The 21,261-nt window shown below is 44.1% G+C and carries 22 protein-coding genes; 10 read left to right on the plus strand and 12 right to left on the minus strand.

All coding sequences use genetic code 11. The features are described from left to right. Positions 1-371: 371 nt before the first annotated feature. The 7 genes from lepB (ACNURT_RS24585) to ACNURT_RS24615 form a co-directional block, all read right to left on the minus strand. The gene (gene lepB / locus ACNURT_RS24585; RefSeq protein ID WP_419699894.1) at positions 372-1,841 is read right to left on the minus strand and encodes a signal peptidase I; all 1,470 of its coding nucleotides are present in this window, start codon (positions 1,839-1,841) and stop codon (positions 372-374) included. Between the two features lie 219 nt (positions 1,842-2,060). Then, positions 2,061-3,206, minus strand: coding sequence for a signal peptidase I (lepB, locus tag ACNURT_RS24590; RefSeq protein ID WP_419702145.1), 1,146 nt, complete (start codon positions 3,204-3,206; stop codon positions 2,061-2,063). 355 nt (positions 3,207-3,561) lie between these two features. Continuing rightward, entirely contained in the window at positions 3,562-5,004 is a 1,443-nt protein-coding gene (lepB, locus tag ACNURT_RS24595; protein ID WP_419699895.1) for a signal peptidase I, read from the minus strand. 14 nt (positions 5,005-5,018) lie between these two features. Further along, entirely contained in the window at positions 5,019-5,765 is a 747-nt protein-coding gene (gene dapB / locus ACNURT_RS24600) for a 4-hydroxy-tetrahydrodipicolinate reductase (RefSeq protein WP_419699896.1), read from the minus strand. A 134-nt stretch (positions 5,766-5,899) separates the two neighbouring features. After that, the gene (locus ACNURT_RS24605; RefSeq protein ID WP_419699897.1) at positions 5,900-6,589 is read right to left on the minus strand and encodes a DUF5683 domain-containing protein; all 690 of its coding nucleotides are present in this window, start codon (positions 6,587-6,589) and stop codon (positions 5,900-5,902) included. A gap of 142 nt (positions 6,590-6,731) precedes the next feature. Beyond that, on the minus strand, positions 6,732-7,655 hold the full coding sequence (locus ACNURT_RS24610; RefSeq protein WP_370997198.1) for a ParB/RepB/Spo0J family partition protein: 924 nt from the start codon (positions 7,653-7,655) through the stop codon (positions 6,732-6,734). 3 nt (positions 7,656-7,658) lie between these two features. Continuing rightward, entirely contained in the window at positions 7,659-8,462 is an 804-nt protein-coding gene (locus ACNURT_RS24615; protein WP_076376030.1) for a ParA family protein, read from the minus strand. Positions 8,463-8,752: 290 nt separating this feature from the next. Here ACNURT_RS24615 and ACNURT_RS24620 point away from each other — a divergent pair, with 290 nt between their 5' ends. Then, positions 8,753-9,274, plus strand: a complete 522-nt coding sequence (locus ACNURT_RS24620; protein WP_370997197.1) for an NADPH-dependent FMN reductase — start codon at positions 8,753-8,755, stop codon at positions 9,272-9,274. Here ACNURT_RS24620 and ACNURT_RS24625 read toward each other — a convergent pair. The 3 genes from ACNURT_RS24625 to ACNURT_RS24635 all read right to left on the minus strand — a co-directional run bounded on the left by ACNURT_RS24625 (position 9,264) and on the right by ACNURT_RS24635 (position 11,153). Beyond that, positions 9,264-9,953, minus strand: coding sequence for a VIT1/CCC1 transporter family protein (locus ACNURT_RS24625; protein ID WP_419699898.1), 690 nt, complete (start codon positions 9,951-9,953; stop codon positions 9,264-9,266). The genes ACNURT_RS24620 and ACNURT_RS24625 overlap by 11 nt on opposite strands. Before the next feature lie 65 nt (positions 9,954-10,018). Next, the gene (locus tag ACNURT_RS24630; protein ID WP_419699899.1) at positions 10,019-10,450 is read right to left on the minus strand and encodes a DUF1801 domain-containing protein; all 432 of its coding nucleotides are present in this window, start codon (positions 10,448-10,450) and stop codon (positions 10,019-10,021) included. Positions 10,451-10,535: 85 nt separating this feature from the next. Next, positions 10,536-11,153, minus strand: coding sequence for a class I SAM-dependent methyltransferase (locus ACNURT_RS24635; RefSeq protein ID WP_419699900.1), 618 nt, complete (start codon positions 11,151-11,153; stop codon positions 10,536-10,538). Positions 11,154-11,546: 393 nt separating this feature from the next. Here ACNURT_RS24635 and ACNURT_RS24640 point away from each other — a divergent pair, with 393 nt between their 5' ends. The 7 genes from ACNURT_RS24640 (at position 11,547) to ACNURT_RS24670 (ending at position 17,692) form a co-directional block, all read left to right on the plus strand. Then, positions 11,547-12,446, plus strand: a complete 900-nt coding sequence (locus ACNURT_RS24640; protein WP_419699901.1) for a LysR substrate-binding domain-containing protein — start codon at positions 11,547-11,549, stop codon at positions 12,444-12,446. 75 nt (positions 12,447-12,521) lie between these two features. Then, positions 12,522-13,532 (plus strand): NAD(P)/FAD-dependent oxidoreductase, encoded by a 1,011-nt coding sequence (locus ACNURT_RS24645; protein ID WP_419699902.1) that lies wholly within the window; start codon positions 12,522-12,524, stop codon positions 13,530-13,532. A gap of 2 nt (positions 13,533-13,534) precedes the next feature. Further along, on the plus strand, positions 13,535-13,843 hold the full coding sequence (locus ACNURT_RS24650) for a 2Fe-2S iron-sulfur cluster-binding protein (RefSeq protein WP_370997186.1): 309 nt from the start codon (positions 13,535-13,537) through the stop codon (positions 13,841-13,843). A 470-nt stretch (positions 13,844-14,313) separates the two neighbouring features. After that, positions 14,314-14,661: an antibiotic biosynthesis monooxygenase family protein gene (locus ACNURT_RS24655; protein ID WP_419699903.1), complete on the plus strand. Its 348-nt coding sequence runs from the start codon at positions 14,314-14,316 to the stop codon at positions 14,659-14,661. A 602-nt stretch (positions 14,662-15,263) separates the two neighbouring features. Next, the gene (locus ACNURT_RS24660) at positions 15,264-15,956 is read left to right on the plus strand and encodes a flavin reductase family protein (protein ID WP_419699904.1); all 693 of its coding nucleotides are present in this window, start codon (positions 15,264-15,266) and stop codon (positions 15,954-15,956) included. A gap of 662 nt (positions 15,957-16,618) precedes the next feature. Beyond that, positions 16,619-17,185, plus strand: a complete 567-nt coding sequence (locus ACNURT_RS24665) for a Crp/Fnr family transcriptional regulator (protein ID WP_419699905.1) — start codon at positions 16,619-16,621, stop codon at positions 17,183-17,185. 60 nt (positions 17,186-17,245) lie between these two features. Beyond that, positions 17,246-17,692: a DoxX family protein gene (locus ACNURT_RS24670; protein WP_419699906.1), complete on the plus strand. Its 447-nt coding sequence runs from the start codon at positions 17,246-17,248 to the stop codon at positions 17,690-17,692. Here ACNURT_RS24670 and ACNURT_RS24675 read toward each other — a convergent pair whose 3' ends face one another. Together ACNURT_RS24675 and acs are read right to left on the minus strand one after the other, a co-directional pair. Further along, entirely contained in the window at positions 17,693-18,280 is a 588-nt protein-coding gene (locus ACNURT_RS24675; protein ID WP_419699907.1) for a hypothetical protein, read from the minus strand. Positions 18,281-18,585: 305 nt separating this feature from the next. Further along, complete coding sequence (acs, locus tag ACNURT_RS24680) at positions 18,586-20,487, minus strand: acetate--CoA ligase (protein ID WP_419699908.1); 1,902 nt, start codon at positions 20,485-20,487, stop codon at positions 18,586-18,588. Positions 20,488-20,725: 238 nt separating this feature from the next. On the opposite strand from acs, the gene rpmB reads away from it, so the two are divergent. Further along, a complete protein-coding gene (gene rpmB / locus ACNURT_RS24685; RefSeq protein ID WP_090473485.1) occupies positions 20,726-20,959 on the plus strand; it encodes a 50S ribosomal protein L28 in 234 nt (77 codons plus the stop codon). 107 nt (positions 20,960-21,066) lie between these two features. Next, positions 21,067-21,249 (plus strand): 50S ribosomal protein L33, encoded by a 183-nt coding sequence (rpmG, locus tag ACNURT_RS24690; protein ID WP_022830075.1) that lies wholly within the window; start codon positions 21,067-21,069, stop codon positions 21,247-21,249. Positions 21,250-21,261 lie beyond the last annotated feature (12 nt).

Consider the following 21,261-nt stretch of genomic DNA (forward strand, 5'->3'; position numbering starts at 1 on the left):
AAACAGGCTTAAAAATCGTTTAAAAACACTCATTTTAACACTTTTTAACAAATTTAAGCGTGGTTTTAACGCGTTTTTAAAACTTTAAAAAGTATTAGTTTATTGAGTAAATAAATGCATACCAAACGGTTGGTTTTTGAGCTGATTTTGTCTGAATTACATAGTCCTTCCTCCTCGCAGCAATGACACAGTTGGAAATTTTCATTAAACCGACTGTCATACCAATTCCGTCGAAGCATGATGGGTTAGCACGCAACCTTCGGCAAGCTCAGGGTGACCGGCTTACAACACCAGCACAAAAAAGCCTGCCCGGTTTACCGGGCAGGCTAAGCAATTTTTTTATTCTCCCGCCGGCTGGCGGGGTTAGGGGCTTAATGGATAATGTTAAACAACCGGCTCCATCTGATCTTGTTCAGGAAGCTGGCGCTATCGTCAATACTCATCCAGATGAACAGGGCCTTTCCTACAATATGGTCTTCGGGTACAAAGCCCCAGAAACGGGAATCTTCGGAGTTGTGGCGATTATCGCCCATCATAAAGTAGTAGTTGAGCTTAAAGGTATAGCTATCTGCCTTTTTCCCGTTGATCAGGATCTCGTTTCCAGATACCTGTACTTTGTTGCCTTCATAAATTTCAATAGCTCTGCCATAAACAGGGAAGGTTAAACTATCCAGTTTCACAGTCCATCCTTTTTTAGGTACGATGATAGGGCCGTAATTATCCACGTTCCATTTATAATCCGGGAATTTAGGCGTGATCTTATAAGTGGGAAATTTTACCGGATAAACATCATTCAATGGGTCGCGCATACCGGCCGGTGTGATGTTTGGTGTAACCGATTTGATATTGGAATAACCCCTTAAAGTATTGGCCGATGCCAGGGTTGTATTGGTGGTAAATTCAGCGCCTGCTCCCTGCGGAATATCCGACAGATGGAGCTCGTTAACCAGCTGCGGGTTAATTTCGCTGCCGTCTGATTTTACCAGGTAGCTCATTTCGCCATGCGGTGGTGTAATGGCAGGTTTACCGTTAATAACCACCTGCGCGTTAACTACACTCAGCGTATCGCCGGGTGTACCCTGGCAGCGCTTAATATAGTTTTCGCGTTTATCAACCGGGCGGTATAAGGGCGAATCGGCATCCATAGGATAGTTAAATACTACCACGTCGCCTTTTTTCACATCGCTTAAGCCGGGTAAACGGTAATAAGGCAGTTCGATGCCATCCCAATACGCTTTAACCGGGATCAACGGCATGGTATGGTGTGCAAATGGAAAAGCCACCGGTGTCATAGGCAAACGGGCGCCGTAGTTCACTTTACTTACAAACAGGTAATCGCCAATGAGTAAGGAGCTTTCCATGGAAGCACTGGGAATAACGTAAGCCTCAATAAACAGCGTCCGGATCAATGTGGCAGCTATTACCGCGAAAATAATAGCATCAGCCCATTCACGCGCGGCAGTCTTTTTCAGCGCTATTTTATATTTCTCCCTGAACTCCGGACTGGCTGATTGACCCAGGTATTTGGTGTCCTTGTCAAAGCCCCATTTGGGTAAAAATATAAATGGCAGGGCCACACCCAAAATATGATCGAGCAAACTGAATTTACCAAACGATTTGATAAAATCAACCGTAAGGCCAATCATCACCAGTATGTTCAGTCCCGGTATCAGTACCAGTACAAACCACCAGGCGGGCCTGCCGCACAGCTTAATCATGCCGTAAATATTGTATAAAGGTATTACGCCTTCCCAGCCTGGTCTGCCGGCTTTTTCAAACAATTTCCATAACCCTACGTAAGGCAGTATAACCAGTAGTATAATAGCAAGTATAATGTTCACTTTTTTGTATTTAAATTCTAATTATTAATGTATTCTCAATCCCCTCTTGAGAAGGGGAGCGTATGGCAGAGTGTTGGCAGGGGTGTGTTCTTCTGCTTTTTTCCGCTTCAATAAACACATCCCTCCTCCCTCACAAGAGGGGATTCGCTCAATTCCCTTGCTTTAAATTGTTATTTTCTTTTACCGGTTAAACTAACTAAATGTTCAAAATTCTAATTATCAATGTATTCCTCTAAATAACCTGTTCCAGCGGATCTTATTTACGAATGAGGCGGTGCTGTCTACACTCATCCAGGTAAATAAGGCCTTGCCTACTACGTGGTCTTCGGGTAAAAAGCCCCAGTAACGCGAATCTTCTGAGTTATGGCGGTTATCGCCCATCATCCAGTAGTAGTTGAGTTTAAAAGTGTAAGTATCGGCTTTTTTATCGTTTATGTAAATATCCCTGCCCACAACTTTTACTTTATTGTGCTCATAAATTTCAATAGCCCTGCCATAAACCGGGAAGGTTAAACTATCCAGCTTCACCGTCCAGCCTTTTTTAGGGATAATGATGGGACCGTAATTATCTACATTCCAGGTATAATGCGGAAAGTTTGGCGTGTTCTTATACCTTGGATATTTAGCAGGGTAAACCGGGTTCAGATCGTCGGCGATACCTTTAGCAGCGATATCCGCAGTAACCGATTTGATATTGGAATAACCTTTTAATATTTTGGCAGATTCAACCGTGGTATTGGTTTTAAATGTGGTGCTGTCGATAATACCGATGTCGCTTAAATGGAGCTCATTGATAAGTTGAGGATTTATCTGGCTGCCATCGGTTTTTACGATGTAGGCCATTTCGCCTTTGAGGGGAGTAGCTTCGGGTTTGCCATTGATGTAAACCTGGGCATTCACCAGGCTCAGGGTATCGCCGGGAGTTCCCTGACAGCGCTTGATGATATTTTCGCGTTTATCAACCGGACGAAAATAGGGCGAGTCGGCTTCTATCGGTGCGTTAAACACCACAATGTCGCCTTTTTTAATATCGCTGAAACCCGGCAGACGGTAATAAGGCAATTGGATACCATCCCAATAGGCTTTGGCATTGGTAGTATACGGTATGGTATGGTGCATAAATGGTATAGCCACTGGGGTTATAGGCATACGGGCCCCATAGTTCACCTTGCTTACAAACAAATAATCGCCAATGAGCAGGGAGCTTTCCATCGATCCGCTGGGGATAACATAAGCCTCAATAAAAAGGGTACGTATTAACGTGGCCGCAATTACCGCGAAAATGATAGCATCGCCCCATTCACGCAGGGCGCTTTTTTTCTTTTTGGTTTTGCTTTTATCTTTTTTCCAGAATTTCCAGTTCATATTTGAATTGATGTGCAGATTACGCAGATGTGCAGATTTCAAATGTGCAAATGTGCAGATTTTTTAAATGTATGTATTTATTTTTTATTCCCTATGACTACTGTGTAAGCTATATGTTACTAAAAACTGATGTGCAGATATGCGGATGTGCAAATGTGCAGATGATTCATTGATGTGTGGATGATTTTATTTGCACATCTGTAATTTGCACATATATATTTTTTTCATTTGCACATCTGCATATCTGCACATTCGCACATCCATTTTCATATCTGCACATTCACACATCTATTTTCACATCTGCATATCTGCACATTCGCACATCTATTTTCACATCTGCACATCTGAAATCCATCTACCTAATCATCCTCATCAGCCTGCTCCACCTGATGTGGTGGGTTTCGGCGTCCCAGCTCATCCACACAAACAGAGCCTTGCCCACAATATGATCTTCGGGGACAAATCCCCAAAAGCGCGAATCTTCGGAGTTGTGGCGATTATCGCCCATCATAAAATAATAATTGAGCTTAAAAGTATAGCGGTTGGCTGCTTTGCCGTTGATACTGATATTGTTGCCGTTTGTCTGCAGCTTATTATGTTCATAAACCTCAATAGCACGGCGATAGATGGGCAGTGTCAAACTATCAAGTTTTATCGTCCAGCCCTTTTTGGGGATAATGATGGGACCAAAATTATCTACATTCCATCTGAAGTGAGGATCATGCGGAAATACCTCCGGGTCATAAACCCCATTGAACCGGATGTTTGGCCTTACCGATTTAATATCCGGCTGTTGCTTTAACAAAGCAGCCGACCGGGCCGTGGTGTTCAGCATAAAATCCTGGTTGGTAAACTGCTGAATGTCTGACAGGTGCAGATCACGCGCCGCTTGCCGGTTAAAACTACTGCCATTGTTACGCACCATATATTCCATTTCGCCATTTGGCGGTGTAATGGCGGCCTTACCATTTATATATACCCGTGCATTAAGCAGGCTCAGCGTATCGCCGGGGGTTCCCTGGCAGCGCTTGATATAGTTTTCGCGTTTATCAACCGGGCGGTACAAGGGCGAGTCGGCATCCATGGGATAGTTAAACACCACCACATCTCCCTTTTTCACATCGCCAAAACCGGGCAGCCGGAAATACGGTAGTTTAATGCCGTCCCAATAAGCTTTGCCACCGGTAAGCGGCATGGTATGGTGGGCAAAAGGAAAGGCAACGGGTGTCATGGGCAGGCGTGCCCCATAATTTATTTTGCTCACAAACAAAAAGTCGCCCACAAGCAGGGAGCTTTCCATAGATGGAGTGGGTATAGTGTAAGCTTCGATAAAAAGTGAACGGATAAGCGTAGCGGCAACTACCGCGAAAATAATGGCCTCTGTCCATTCGCGGGTACTGGATTTTTGAAGATCATACTGGTGTTCTTCATAAAAATCGACACTTGCTGATTGACCCAGGTAACGGGTATTTTTGTCAAAACCCCATTTAGGCAGATAAATGAATGGCAGCAGGGTAACCGCAGCGTTCTGGCTCATTTTGAATTTACCGTACGATTTGATAAAATCGATCATGATACCCAAGCCCACAATCAGATTGATGCCCGGTATAAGCAACAGCAGCAGTAACCACCAGGGCCTGCCGCTGAGTTTGAGGATGATATACGTATTGTAAACCGGAATGAGTGATTCCCAGCCGGGGCGACCGGCTTTTTCAAACAGTTTCCACAAGCCTATAGTAACTAATACTAATAAAGGACCTGTAATTAAATAAAAACCTATATAGCCTGCTATATCCATTTAAAATAGCGCGGCTATTTAAAATCAAACATGGCATCAACCGAATAGAAACCTTTTTTTCCGATCACCCATTCGGCAGCCAGTACGGCGCCCAGCGCAAAGCCGTTGCGGTTGTGGGCGGTATGCTTAAATTCGATAGTATCCACTTCCGAATCATAGATAACAGTATGCGTACCCGGTACGCTGTCAATACGTAAAGATTCGATGAGCAGCTGGTTGTTTGAAACGGTGTCATCATCGTGCTTGTCATCGGTAGTTAACACATTAACCCATTCAGATTTGGTTTCGAGGTTATCCAGGATACCTTCGGCAATAGTGATAGCGGTGCCGCTGGGTGAATCGAGCTTTTGGGTATGATGAATTTCTTCAACCTGTACATCATAATATGGATAGCTGTTCATTACTTTGGCCAGCAGGCGGTTAACATGAAAAAATATATTTACACCCACGCTAAAGTTTGATCCGTATAGCAGGGTATTGTTGCTTTGCTCACAAAGTTGCTTTATTTGAGGGATTTGATCATACCAGCCTGTGGTACCTACTACAATGGGTACACCTGCATCAAAGCAAAGCTTAATGTTACCCAATACCGATGCCGGCATGGTAAAGTCAATAACCACATCGGCTTTCTGCAGGTTTTCAACCGTCAGATCATCCAGCGTGTCGTGATCAATCGTTAATACAATTTCGTGTTTGCGGCTAATGGCGATCTTTTCGATGATCTTACCCATTTTTCCATAACCCAGTAATGCTATTTTCATGTTTAGTGAGTGGTGAGTGGTGAGTTGTGAGTGAAGAGCGATGAGTGGTGAATATCAGGATGACTGCGTTTTTTATACCAAGTCTTCAATTGTTTCACTACTCACGACTCACCACTTACTACTCACCACTTCTGTTAAAACGTAAAGGTAATTTTTATCGACGGAATATAAGAAGAATTAGCACTTTGCGCGTAAAGCGGCTGGTTTATTAAACCGGGAGTGACCTTCATATTCATGCCCAGGTTATTGTCAACCGTATAGGAGTGTATAAACTTGGCATCGATATAGGCATCAATGGTTTGGATACCCCAGGCAGCTAAAATACCCAGGATACTCAGGTCCCGGTTACGGCGATAGCCATCCATTTCGCTGATGATACTGGCATCCGGTACATTATATTGGGCGTATAACTGGTATTCCTTATAATACGCCTGGCCTTGTGTAGGAGCTATACCTTGCTTTCGGTAATTGTATATCGCTATATCCTGGTTATAATATTTCTGGTTAAATATCACCGCCGAAACCAAAAGACCTATACCGCCATAAACGATAGGCACTTTCCACCAGCGGTGGTTGTATAACTGGCCCCATCCCGGCACCATTAAAGAGTGCATAACCGCTTTGTGCGGACTATGTAAGCTATCGGGATGATAAACTTTTTCTTTTTTAATAGGCGGTGCAAAAGAACCAGGAGCCGTATTCGACGCTTTTTTTAAAGTATCGCCTTTACCACTCTTCGCGGTATCCGGCCCAAGCCCCTGCGCTTTTACCGTTAAGGAAAATACCGAAACCAAACCAATAACAAGCAGGAATTTATACATCATTTAATATAATTTATATGTATCAAGTAGCTAGTATCAAGTATCAAGACCGCTACACAAATCGAGAATCAAAGTTTTCAAAAATCTTGATACTTGATACTAGCTACTTGATACTAAATTCTGATACTAAATCCGATACTAATATTTACCAATCCAGCATCTCGAGGATACGGCCCAGATCATCATCTGAAAGAAAAGGAATTTCGATAACACCGCTTCCTTTGCTGCCTACCTTGAGCTTTACCCTTGTACTAAATTTTGAAGCCAGATCGTCCTGTATTTTTTGCAGCTGGTATGATACCGGTTCGGGTTGTTTACCCTCCTTCTTTACCGGCGGCTTCTGCATATCGCGAGCCAGTTCTTCAGCTTTACGAACGGATAAACCTTGCTGAATGATATGTTGATGTAAATATAATTGTTTGGCGGGGTCGTTAATAGTGATCAAAGCCTTGGCATGGCCCATAGTAAGGGCGCCATCGCGGATGGATGCCTGTATACTTGGCGGCAATCTTAACAAGCGCAGATAGTTGGTTACAGTTGAGCGGTTTTTGCTCACACGGTCGCCCAGTTCCTCCTGTTTCAGGTTACACTCTTCAATCATGCGCTGAAAGCTGAGGGCCACTTCAATGGCATTCAGATTTTCGCGTTGGATGTTCTCGATGAGGGCCATTTCCAGCATTTGCTGGTCGTTGGCAGTACGCACATAGGCAGGCACCTGTGTTAGGCCGGCTATTTTTGAAGCACGGAAACGGCGCTCGCCCGATATGAGCTGATATTTATGCGCGTTGATGCGCCTTACCGTAATGGGTTGTATCAGCCCCTGCAGTTTAATGGAGTCGGCGAGTTCGGCCAGGGCCTGTTCGTCAAAATCGGTACGGGGCTGAAAAGGGTTCACCTCAATTTCGGCCAGCTGTATCTCATTTACCGAGCCCAGGCTGTTAACCTCCACAGCTGATGTGGAGGCTTCTTTATCTTTGTCCTTAGTTTTATTATAAGGTTGTACGTTTACAGAGTCATTCAACAGCGCACTTAATCCTTTGCCCAGGGCATTTCTTCTTTCACTACTCATGGGTTACACTGTTGCTGTCGCGGCTTCCGACTCGTTCTTGGTGAGGCCGTTCTTTTCAATAATTTCGCGGGCCAGGTTTAAATAATTGATGGCACCCTTACAGGTGGCATCGTGCATAATTACCGATACGCCAAAACTTGGCGCCTCGCTTAAACGGGTGTTACGCTGAATGATAGTATCAAAAACCATGTCCTCAAAATGCGTTTTTACCTCGTCAACCACCTGGTTGCTCAAACGCAGACGCACGTCGTACATGGTAAGCAATATACCTTCAATTTCCAGCTGCGGGTTAAGGCGCGACTGTACAATTTTAATGGTATTAAGCAGTTTACCCAATCCTTCCAACGCGAAGTACTCGCACTGTACGGGGATAATTACCGAGTTGGCAGCGGTTAACGCGTTGATAGTGATCAAACCTAACGATGGTGAGCAGTCGATAATAATAAAGTCATACTCGTTTTGTATAGCTTCAAATACCTGTTTCATTTTATACTCGCGGCCGCTCAGGTTGATCATTTCGATCTCGGCACCTACCAGATCGATGTGAGCCGGCAGCAAGTCCAGATTAGGGGTATCCGTTTTCTGGATAGCCTCATGCGGGTCAACCTGGTTAATGATGCACTCGTAAATACTGTTCTTGATGTTACGGGGGTCGAAACCTATACCCGATGTTGAATTAGCCTGCGGATCCGCATCAACCAACAAGGTTTTAAAATCTAATACGGCCAAACTTGCGGCCAGATTTATAGATGATGTAGTTTTTCCTACGCCACCTTTCTGGTTGGCTAAAGCAATTATTTTACTCATTCTATATCCTTACAAAATTTATATTACAATGATTTATAACAACGAAAAATAGATTCAGAAATTTCTACTTTCGTAAAGTTTTTGTCCGGTGATAAAGATACGGATTTAAAACTATTCCGAAATCCACAGGTTTTGGCAATTTACAAACAATTTAATTATTGAATTACTGAATTATTGAGTTATTGAATGAGTGATTTATTGAATAACCGAATTATTGAGTAATATGTGAGCTTCAAGAATATTTGTGCTGCAATCAATAATTCAGTAAATCAATAATTCAATAATTATACATGGTTACTATTATATCATCAACCAACCGTCCCGGGAGCCATACGCTTAGGCTTGCTCAATATTATCAGCAAAAATTGAGTGAAAAAGGCGTTGAGGCGGGTATATTTTCACTCTCCGATCTGCCGGCTAACGTGATACAGACCGATCTGTATGGCAAACGCAGTCCAGAGTTTCTACCCATACAGGATCTCATCAATCGCACGGATAAATTTATATTCATCATTCCCGAATATAATGGCAGCTTTCCCGGTGTGCTGAAAGTTTTTATGGATGCCTGCGATTTTCCGGGTACATTTTATGATAAGAAAGCCGCGCTGGTAGGTCTGTCATCTGGCAAATATGGCAACATTCGGGGTATTGATCATTTTACAGGGGTTTGCCATTATATGCACCTCAATATCATGTCGCTGAAAATCCATATCTCTTCCATCAATAAAGAAATGGACAAGGAGGGCAATCTTTTAAATGCCGACACTTTGAAGTTCACTAATGAGCAAATAGATAAGTTTATTAAGTTTTAGTGATTAGCTTGGCCATGCCAAACGCGGCAGCGGCGGCCAGGGCTCCTATCAACAATACTTTCAGCGCTCCTTTGATGGCAGGCTGCCCGGTTACCCTGCTCTTGAAATAACCGAACACAAACAGGCAGATCATGGTAATGCCGCAAGAGTAATATAAAGCCTGGGTTGAATCGGCAATAAAAAAATAGGGCGACAGGGGTATAATGCCACCAACAATATATGATAAACCTATGGTGATGGCGCTTTGAGTAGCCCGGTTGGCTTTGGGTTCTTCCAGCCCAAGCTCGTAACGCATCATAAAATCTACCCATTTATCTTTGTCTTTAGCCATTTCTTCGGCAACCTCAGCCTGTAATTTTTCCGAAAGACCAAAGGCAGCGAACACTTCCTTTACTTCGGCTTTCTCCTGCTCGGGTACTTTTTCAACCTCCTCATATTCCCGTTTGAGCTCGGAGGCATAATGGTCTGCTTCGGTGCGACCGGCTAAAAAACCACCCAGACCCATAGCAATGGAGCCCGCTACAATTTCGGCTATACCGGCCGTAATCACAATACTTGATGAGTTTACTGCCCCGCTTAAACCCGCGGCCAGCGCAAAAGGTACCGTTAACCCATCAGACATGCCAATAACAATATCCCTGATGGTGTCTGAGCTTTGTAAATGATGTTCGTGATGCATAGGATAAATGTACCTGCATTAAGGTTAGTAATCGGTATAAATAACTATTTGTTATTAGTTTGAATTTAATTTCCACTTGTAGCCTCAACTCCATATCGTATAGCCGCTTCCAATATATCCATATTGATATCTTTTAGCTTTTTGAACCTGATGCAATACCCGGTCACGCTTGCCTTGCCTATTTCCTTCCCATACGTTTGGGGCAGGTACGTCTTATCTTCAATACCGAGGATGTAGACAGAGATCCCACTTTTGTTTGCACTCAAACCAATTTGAAAAAAATCCCTCGTCTTTCCATCAGCATATTTTATAGTGTGAAATCCATAGCCTATAGTAGGATTAGCGACCGTTTTACCTTCGCTGTTTTTACCATCATCAAACCACAGTTTACAACCAGGTAAAACCTGAAGTGTGCGATTGTGCAAGGCCTGCATATCACTACGCTTTGGTTCAGGCTGACTGACGATATATCCGTTGATTTGTTCTTGCACGTTCATACGCAATATTGATTATGGTTTATTCAAGCTGTTTTTTCAAATTTCGCTTTATTTTTAGTTATACCCTAATTCATGTCTTTTACCTTCAATTGTACTGCTTTTGAATGCACCAGGTGGTCATACAACGCAGGTTTTGCACATTAGTAGTTTTAATAGGTTCGTAAAGAGAGCCGTCAAGTTCGGCCGTGTAGCGGAGCAGCGTTTGTTCGTTCACCAGGAAACGTTCGGAACCATCAGGCAGCAGGTAACGGCCATTGCCCCTGCTTACCACCAGTTCCTCGATACCGATATCCGATGCCAGTCGCGCAAATAAATAGCCGCCGGGTTTCAGTACCCGCCACAGAGAACGGACCATGCTATCAAAATGCTGTTCGTTTTTGGCGAAATGCAATACGGCGCTGCAGATCACCAGGTCGAAAAAATCACCGGTCCAGGGCATCTCCTCTACTCCCGATACCCGGAACTTGTTGAGCGCATGTGTTGACGAAAGTTTGGCCGATAATTGCCTTACCGCCTCCACAGCTTCTGTGTTTTGATCTATGCCGTATACATCAAAGCCGTTTTGCATAAAATATACCAGGTTGCGCCCGCCACCGCAGCCGGCATCCAGTATGGTTTCGCAATGATCAAAGCGTCCTTTCAATAACTGATCGAACAAATAGATATCAATATTGCCAAAGCTTTGCTGCAGGTTGTTTTGCATGTGGTGATTGTTTGGAGGGGAAATTAAGGAATTTTATAAGACAGTTTAGGCAATTATGGCATGCAGGCTAAGGAGAATCTATAAAACCGCGTCATTGCGAGGTACGAAGCAATCCCCGATTAGCAGGTTTGCTCTGTATAGTTTGGGATTGCTTCGTACCTCGCAATGACGCGTAACTAAGAAAGGCAATTTTATAATTCCCCTGTAACATTTCCTGCCAAAATAAATCTCATAGGTATGGAAACATTCATCTACCTCAGCACAAGAATTATCTCGGTATGTTGTCTGGCTGTTATTGCCTGTACTTCCGTTCCATTTGGCAATCTCCTGAAATGTTCGAGGGAACAATAGCTCTATCCTGTTTTCTGCCATAAAACCACTAATTTTAACCCAATGATTTTTGATTTCAGGTTAAAGGTTTTTTACACGGTTGCCCAAAGGCTCAGTTTCACTAAGGCTGTCCATGAACTATACATTACCCAACCTGCTGTTACCAAACACATTAAAGAACTGGAGCAGCAGCTCAATGTGCAGTTATTTAAGCGTAACGGTAACAATATAGCGCTTACAGTAGCGGGTAAAATACTGGTCCAATACGCCGAAAAGATCTTCCAGACTTATACCGAGCTCGAAACCGAACTGGCCCAGCTTAACAATATGGAGGCAGGTACACTGCACATCGGCGCCAGCACTACGGTGGCCCAAACCATTTTACCCAAGATCCTGGCGCTTTTCAAAAAGACCTATCCCGATGTTACCTTTAACTTTATACAGGGTAATACCGATCATATTTCGCAGCTCATCCTCGACGAAAAGATTGACGTGGCGATTGTAGAGGGTTCCGCCCATTCGCCCCAGCTGGCTTATTCCCCATTTGCCAAGGACGAGATTGTGCTGGTAACCCGGGCCAACAATAGGTTATCTAAAAAACAAGAAATCAATCCCAAACAATTATTGGAGATTCCCTTAGTGCTGCGTGAAGCCGGTTCGGGCACGTTGGATGTGATCTTTAACGCTTTAGCCGATGTACAGATCAACCCCAAGGACCTTAACATCGAGATTCAGCTGGAAAGCAGTATTGCCATAAAACAATACTTATTATACTCGGATACCGCAGCCTTTCTGTCTATCCAGTCGGTGTTAAGCGAGCTGAAATACAATGAGTTGAGCATTATTGAAATTAAGGGAATGGAAATTTTCCGCACTTTTCAATTCATCCAATTACACGGCAAAAACAGCAAATTGATCGATCTTTTTAAGCGTTTTTGCCTTGCCAACTATAACTTAAAGTAATTATACATTACTAAATATCATTTGATTTTTGAATGACCTATTACCATATTTGAGTGCTTAGTAAAAAGCATTTTTATGGAACACATCAATACCGATATTTGCATTATAGGCGCAGGGCCTGTTGGTTTATTTGCTGTTTTTGAAGCGGGTTTACTCAAGATGCGCTGCCATTTAATTGACGTGCTGCCGCAGGTTGGCGGTCAGCTTTCTGAAATATATCCACACAAACCTATTTACGATATTCCCGGCTATCCGGATATTACTGCACAGCAGCTGGTTGACCGGCTCATGGAGCAGGGTGCGCCCTTCCACCCTACTTTTAGTTTAGGTGAACGGGTAGAAACATTAACCAAAAACGACGATGGCTCTTACTTTATAAAAACCAACGACGGTACCACCGTACATTGTCAGGTAGTAGTAATAGCCGGTGGCCTGGGTTGCTTTGAGCCCCGCAAGCCAGAAATTGACCGCTTACTGGAGTTTGAAGGCAAAGGTGTGGCCTATATGGTTAAAAACCCGGAAGCTTTACGCGACCGCAAAGTGGTGATTGCCGGTGGTGGTGATTCGGCTTTGGACTGGACTATATTTTTGGCCGATGTGGCCGAACGTGTTACGCTGGTGCACCGGGGCGATACCTTCCGTGGTACACCCGATGCTGCCGAAAAGGTTTTTGAACTGGCCAAACAAGGCAAGATCGACCTCGTCCTGAAATCAAACGTGGTGGCTTTAACCGGGGAAGGGCACCTGCAGGAGGTCACTTTATTGGATCGTAATAACGAGGTAAGCCATATTGCTGCCGATAACCTGATACCGCTGTTTGGCCTGAGCCCTAAGTTAGGACCAATTGCCAATTGGGGCCTCAACATAGATTTTTCGGCCATTGTGGTAAACACCCGCGATTACAGCACCAGCGTGGAACGTATTTATGCCATTGGCGATATCAATACTTATCCGGGTAAATTAAAGCTGATCCTTTGCGGTTTTCATGAGGCCGCGCTGATGGCCCAAAGCGCCTTCAAATACGTTTACCCCGAACAAAAACTAAGTTTTAAATACACCACCGTTTACGGTGTAACCGAGTTTTAGCTATGATCAACTTAATTATTGAAGACCGCGAAGGCAATCGTGCACCGGTAGAGATCCCCGAGGGCATCAACCTGAGTTTAATGGAGGTGCTCAAAGCGTCGGAATATGAGATACTGGCTACCTGTGGCGGCATGGCCCTGTGCGCCACCTGCCATGTACAGGTGGTGGAAGGTCCCGAACAATATTTTACCCCAACAGATAATGAGCTCGACATGCTGGATACCTTGCCCAATGCCGGTCCGGACAGCCGCCTGGCCTGCCAGATCCACCTGAGTGAGGATATGGACGGGATGGTGTTTAGATTACTTTAAGTTATGCGCAAAATTTTCGTACACTAAGTAAATTTAACTCATTTTAACAATTTAAGGGATCAAAAAGATCGCTTTTTGATGTAAAAACGTTCAAAAATGGGTCATTTTAACACTTTTTAACAAATAGGGGAAAATAGGTGCAAAATTGATACACTAAGTTATTGCAGTAAAAACCGGGAGATTTGTCCTGACCGCGAAGACTCACCCCGTCTGCCAATCTTGCGCTCGTTTGCAACGAGTGCTTAACATGGGTTTGCGTTTAAAACGCAAGGGCGATGCAATCGCCGCACCACAATAAGCACTCGTTGCAAACGAGCGCAAGTAGAGTCTTCAAAAAAAATATTTTAAAGTCCTCTCCTTTGGAGAGGGTTGGGTGAGGCTCTCCCCACACTTCATCCCAACCCGAAATATTCCTCATCAAACTACGGTACCTTTGATCTGTAACATCATCTAAAACCAAAACAAATAAAATGGTAGCCGTAATTTTTGAAGTGATGCCTCCGGAGAACAAAAAGCAGGAATACCTGGACATAGCCGCCGATCTGAAACCAACGCTGATAACTATTGATGGCTTTATTTCGATAGAGCGGTTTCAGAGTTTGACCGATCCGGGTAAAATATTGTCCTTATCCTTTTGGCGCGATGAGGAAGCCGTAAAACAATGGCGAAATGTGGAAGTTCACCGGGATGCCCAGACTAAAGGCCGCGATCATGTGTTTAAAGACTATCATTTACGGATAGCCCATGTGGTACGTGATTATGGTATGTTCGACAGAAAGGAAGCACCTCAGGATAGTAAGCAGGCTCATCATGGATAACGAAAAAGGCCCGTCAGTCTTAGCTTGTCGAAGAACGCGCGCAGAGGCCTGCCCACCATGCTTCGACGGCGCTCCTTGACATCTATCAAAAGAGCCAGGGCCTTGTGCGATTCCTTCCCTGGGGAAGGGGCAATGTCATTAAGTTAAGATACTCCGTAGGAGTAAAAGCTTTGTAGCAAACAAGGGGCGAGTATTTAGCATGCCGTAGGTATGCAACCAGAGTGCAGTACCTACGGCACTGAATTGGAAATTGCCTTTTTTCTACAAAGCTTTAACCCCGATGGGGGTTTGCAAAATTCCTTAACTTAATGACATTGCGGGAAGAGGAGGAAGGGGTTTATGGAACAGGATGATCATCGCGCGTACAAACCCCTCCCTGCCATTACACCCGCCCTACGCGCCCCGTGGGGAGGGAATTAAAATGAATTCTTAATCAAAAGCTTTTTGCTTTTATCTAAAGCTCAGCATGACATCCCTCCTTCATGTTCATGATGACGCAAGGCTGATCAAACACCGCAAGTTCCGGGTTTCATGGAGGCGTATCATTTGGCAATTTTGAATAAGCAAATAAGCGTATTCAACAATCATCAAAATGTATCATCATGCATAAAATAAGCGAACCCGCCATCCTATACTTCGGCACCCCGGTAGTGCTCATCAGTACTTTGAACGAGGATGGAACCTATAATTTAGCACCCATATCCTCTGTTTTCTGGCTGGGCTGGCGTTGTATCATCGGTATGGCTACCACCTCCAAAACGGTGCAAAATCTGCGGCGTACCGGGCAATGTGTTTTAAACCTGCCATCGGTAAATGAGGTGCAGGCCGTTAATAACCTGGCGCTTAAAACCGGCATGAACCCGGTACCCCAGGCCAAACAAGGCAGGGGCTATTATTATGAGCCCGATAAGTTCGGCGTTGCAGGGCTAACACCTGTGCCATCGCAAAAAGTGGCCGCACCGCGGGCCATGGAATGCCCGGTACAAATGGAAGCCCATGTAGCCGAGATCCATCCCATTGGCGAAGACAACGAGCAACAACGCGGCCGCATTGTGACCATGGAACTAAAAATAGTACAGGTTTACTTAGAGGAATCCATCACCATGAATGGCGACCCTAACCGTGTTGACCCCGACAAATGGCGCCCGCTTATCATGAGCTTTCAACAGTTTTATGGTCTTGGGGAACAGGTACATGACTCATCGCTGGCCAGCATTCCGGAGTATAAATACCGGAGTCCGGATATAGAGATAGCCCGTAATATGAAAAATATCATGGATCCGGTAGATGCCTGACATCGGCCTCAGGGTCCTCTTCGAGAGACACTTGAGGGGATGGGGTGTCACCCTGAGCACCGTCGAAGGGTAGAGTGCAGAGGCCTGCCCACCATGCTTCGACGGTGTTCAGCATGACATCCATCAAAAGAGCCAAGGCCCTGTGCGATTCCTTCCCTTGGGAAGGGGGAGGAAGGGGTTTATGGAACAGGATGATCATCGCGTAAAAACCCCTCCCTGCCATTACACCCGCCCTACGCGCCCCTCCCATGGGGCTACTGGGTGTAGACATCTTTTTGATAAACCCCCAGAGGGGTTTAATGTCGGTAGAAATAGAATCAAAAGAAGTTTACGTGCCGTAGGTACGTCACTATTGAACTTTGCAGGTCAAATAATGGCGCATCAAGAGACGTCAACCAGGTTAGTTGAGTACCTACAGCACTAAAAGAGGATTGAATTTTATTATTTCTACCGACATTTTGCTCCTCTGGAGCAGCTTTTTTTAACTATTAGTGCATTGTGTACACACAGTAGCCCGTGGGGAGGGAATTAAAAATCCTTTGCTTTTATCATAGAAATCACGATGACACCTGAACCATGATAATCTAAAGGAAATGACAGATTTTTAAAACTATTAAAGACACCATTTCGCAAGATAATCCATAGTCCCTATCTTCACCCTTATGGAAAAAATACGGGAATACTTTGAGCGCATAGTTCCCTTGAGCGATAGGGATTGGCAGCTGTTTTCGTCGAAGTTGACCAGGCATGAATTTCCGAAGAAAGCGGTGCTTTTAAAAACCGGACAAACGGAGAATCACCTATCGTTTATAGAAACGGGCATCGCGCGTTATTATATCCCAAAAGACGAGAATGACGTAACCTTTACCTTTGCTTTTGCCGATAGCTTTATCAGCGCCTACGATTCTTTTTTAACCCGGCAGCCATCGCGCTATCAGATCCAGGCATTAACTGATACCACACTATGGCGATTAACTTATGATGATCTGCAGTCTATTTATAAAGATACGGAAGCTGGCCAAACCATCGGTCGCCACGCCAGTGAAGCTATCTTTCTGAGCAAATCCAAACGCGAGCTATCCCTGTTAAATGATAGTGCCGAACAACGTTATCTGAATTTATTTACCGAGCAGCCGCAGCTCATCAAGCAAATCCCGCTAAAGTATATTGCCTCCTACATCGGCGTTACACCACAGGGGTTAAGCCGGATCCGCCGGCGCATTACTTAACTTAGGTTCATTGTTTGTTGCCCGGGGTATATCCACATTTGTATCAAACAAAACACGCACATGAAAGTATTGATCATATTGCTCGGCACCTTTGGTATAGGCCTCGTAGTTACTAAATTATCCGGTGATTTTAATATAAAACTATCCGCCCAGATAGCTATAGCCGTAATGATGGCGTTTACCGCCCTCGGCCATTTCAAATTCACTCAGGGCATGGCTATGATGATGCCCTCATTTATCCCCTACAAAAAACAAGTGGTATATATTACCGGCGTTATAGAAATAGCAGCAGCCGCGGGTTTGCTTATTCCGACTACGCGTACACTGACGGCCTGGTGCCTTATCCTGTTTTTTATTGTGCTTACCCCGGCTAATATCAATGCTGCTATGAAACATATCAATATGGAAAAAGGCACGTTTGACGGCCCCGGGCCAGCGTATTTATGGTTCCGGATACCCTTACAGCTTTTGTTTATTGCCTGGGTTTACTGGAGCTGTTTGTTGTAGTTACTTTTTCACAAACTGCTTGAGTACTTTGCGTTCTATTCGGCTATCAGGCCACATCGTAATTTTATAATGATCCTGGCCTTCATCGGCCTCCGGATCCACATTGCTTAAAGCGGACGAATAAACTCTTACGCGATATTTGCCAGGTTTGATGATGAGCTTGAGGTATGATTTATAATCCGGAAAATTAAGTACCTGCAACAAACCCGATTGAATGGTGATGCCGGCTTCGACCACATGATCATACTGGCTGAAATCTGTTTGAGGATCGGCGCTATCCAGTATTTCCAGGTCGGCTTTTACATGGCCGTAACTTTCAATACCAATGCCCAGGATATCGTAATCAACACCCAATCTGTCGTGATAAGCCTCAGGCGTCCAGAAAGTATTGGAACCGGTATTACTTTTATAAGCAGAATCGCAGAGGTAAAACTGGTTATGTTTGGTAAAAAAATCGAGCCGGTATTTACCGGATGGTTTTGAGGTGAATGCCAGGTTGGAGAGTGATAAAAGAATAAGGATGCAAGGAACCAGGAGAAAAGCCCGGTACTTTATTTTCCCTGATCTTTTACTCTTAATTCCTTGCATCTGTTTTTAATTTCTGATTTTCAAGATAGTCCTTGTTCCTTGATCCAAATATCTTTGCTCCCCCTACAAAGGGGAATAGCCCATGAAAAATCAAACGCGCGGTATCGACTCACCCCGACATCGCTGCGCTCGTCACCCCTCTCTCCGCTTCGCGCATAGAGGGGATTTTTTTCTTTCTTTTTCTCAACCCTCTTTGCGGCAAAGCCGGAGAGAGGGTGGTCCAGCGAAGCGTAGACCGGTGAGTCGACTTTGCATCATGCTATTTCTCAACAAAGCCTGTTCTGCCTTTTTATAGGCCTCTCAACCTACAAAGCTCCCGCCTTGATCTCATCAACCACAGCCGGATCAAGCAAGGTAGAGGTATCGCCTAAATTAGAGGTATCGCCTTCAGCTATTTTACGCAATATGCGGCGCATGATCTTGCCAGAGCGTGTTTTGGGTAATCCGGTTACAAACTGGATCTTATCGGGTTTGGCAATAGCGCCAATAATGCGCGCTACGGTCATCATAATATCTTTACGCGTCAGGTCATCATCTGCATGATGTTTAGGGCATACCACAAAGGCGTAAATACCCTGTCCTTTAATATCATGCGGATAACCCACTACAGCCGATTCAACCACGCTGCTGTGCATGTTAATGGCATTCTCCACCTCGGCAGTACCAATACGGTGACCGGATACGTTCAGCACATCATCCACACGGCCGGTTATACGGTAATAGCCATCTTCATCGCGCAGGCAGCCGTCGCCTGTAAAATACAGATTTTCGTAAGTAGCAAAATAAGTGGTGCGGCAGCGCTCATGATCGCCATAAGTAGTGCGCAGCATACCCGGCCATGGGAATTTGATACACAGGTTGCCGCTTACGCCGTTACCTTCTATCTCTTTACCGTTCTCGTCAACCAAAATAGGCTGAATGCCTGGTAATGGTAAAGTGGCATAACCTGGTTTGGTTGGGGTTACGTTACAGATAGGCGATATCATTAGGCCGCCGGTTTCTGTTTGCCACCAGGTATCGGCAATAGGGCAATTACCGTGACCAATTTTTTCATCAAACCAGTGCCAGGCTTCCTCGTTGATGGGTTCGCCTACTGATCCCAGTTTGGTGAGCGAGCTCAGGTCTTTACCTTTCAAAGGCTCCTCGCCGAAACTCATCAGTGAGCGGATGGCTGTTGGCGCCGTATATAATATGTTTACTTTATACTTATCAACTATTTCCCAGAAGCGGCCTGCATCCGGATAGGTAGGCACACCCTCGAACATTAAAGTAGTGGCACCTTGTGACAGCGGACCATAAGCTATATAAGAGTGCCCGGTGATCCAACCGATATCAGCAGTACAAAAATACACCTCGCCTTTATTATATTGGAATACGTTGGCAAATGTATAGCCGGCATATACCATATAACCACCGCAGGTATGTACCACACCTTTTGGTTTACCGGTTGACCCCGAAGTATACAGGATGAACAGCATATCCTCGGCATCCATTATTTCAACGGGGCATTGCGGGTTACCTTGCGTTTCTACTTTTTTTACTTCATCTTCCCACCAAACGTCGCGGCCCTTTATCATGGATACCGGCGTACGGCTGCGGGTTAATACAATTACTTTTTGTACCGATTTACACTGTACAAGAGCATCGTCTATCACATTTTTTAATGGGATATCTTTATTACCGCGGAAACCGCCATCGGCAGTGATCACGATATTACATTCGGCATCATTGATCCTGTCGGCAATAGACTGGGCCGAAAAACCACCAAATACTACCGAGTGAACGGCGCCGATACGCGCACAGGCCAAAACGGCGATGGCCAGTTCGGGCACCATTGGCATATAAATACAAATACGGTCGCCTTTCTTGGCGCCATTATTTTTAAGTACGTTGGCAAACTGGCAAACCTTATCATGCAGCTGACGATAAGTTAATACGCGATGATCTTCCTGCGGATCATTTGGCTCCCATATAATAGCGGGTTTATCGCCCTGGGTTTCCAGGTGACGGTCAAGGCAGTTTTCGGTAATGTTGAGTTTAGCGCCCTGGAACCATTTTACGCTTGGTTCTTTAAAATTCCAGTCCAGCACCTTATCCCATTTTTTGTGCCAGTAAAAATTATCGGCAATGCCGGCCCAAAACTGCTCAGGCTGTTCAACACTTTGCTGGTAAACCTGCTTGTATTCGTCAAATGATGTAATCTTCATAATGGTTTAATGGAGGGCGTAAATTAGTAATTTATGTGTTAAGTGTAAATTAAAAACGCCACTTATTAAAAAAATTTAATAAGTATTTTCATTACAGTTAACAGGTTGGCGTCAAAGCGAATGCCTGCTTTTAAAAAGAATTTGAAATATTTTAAAAACACCCTTGAATATTTGATTTAAAAGTCTGATATTTGCAAACTCTTTTTGAATAAAGGGTTGATAATTAAAAATATTTGTCATGTCAAGAATTTGTGATCTAACAGGAAAAGGATCTATTGTAGGTAATAACGTTTCTAACTCAAACGTTAAAACAAAACGCAGGTTTCATCCTAACTTAAAACTTAAAAAGTTTTATATCCCTGAAGAAGATAAATGGATTACCTTAAAGGTATCTACATCAGCTGTTAAAACCATCACTAAAAATGGTATTACCGCTTGTATCAATAAATTTGTAAAAAAAGGATACATTTAGTAGGCTGTACGTTTGAGGTTTTACGTTATACGTAAGGCATAAAGCGTACATATATAATTTGAAAAATTGCGTAAGCCGTGAGGCTACACGTACAACATAAAAAGAAAATGGCAAAAAAAGGCAACAGGGTTCAGGTAATTTTAGAGTGTACTGAACACAAAACAAGCGGTATGCCAGGCATGTCTCGCTATATTACCACCAAGAACAAAAAAAATACAACTGAAAGGTTAGAATTGAAAAAATTTAACCCGGTTTTACGTAAAGTAACAGTTCACAAAGAAATTAAATAATTAGTTGATTCA

This window comes from Mucilaginibacter sp. NFX135 (assembly GCF_048565145.1).
Lineage (GTDB): Bacteria > Bacteroidota > Bacteroidia > Sphingobacteriales > Sphingobacteriaceae > Mucilaginibacter.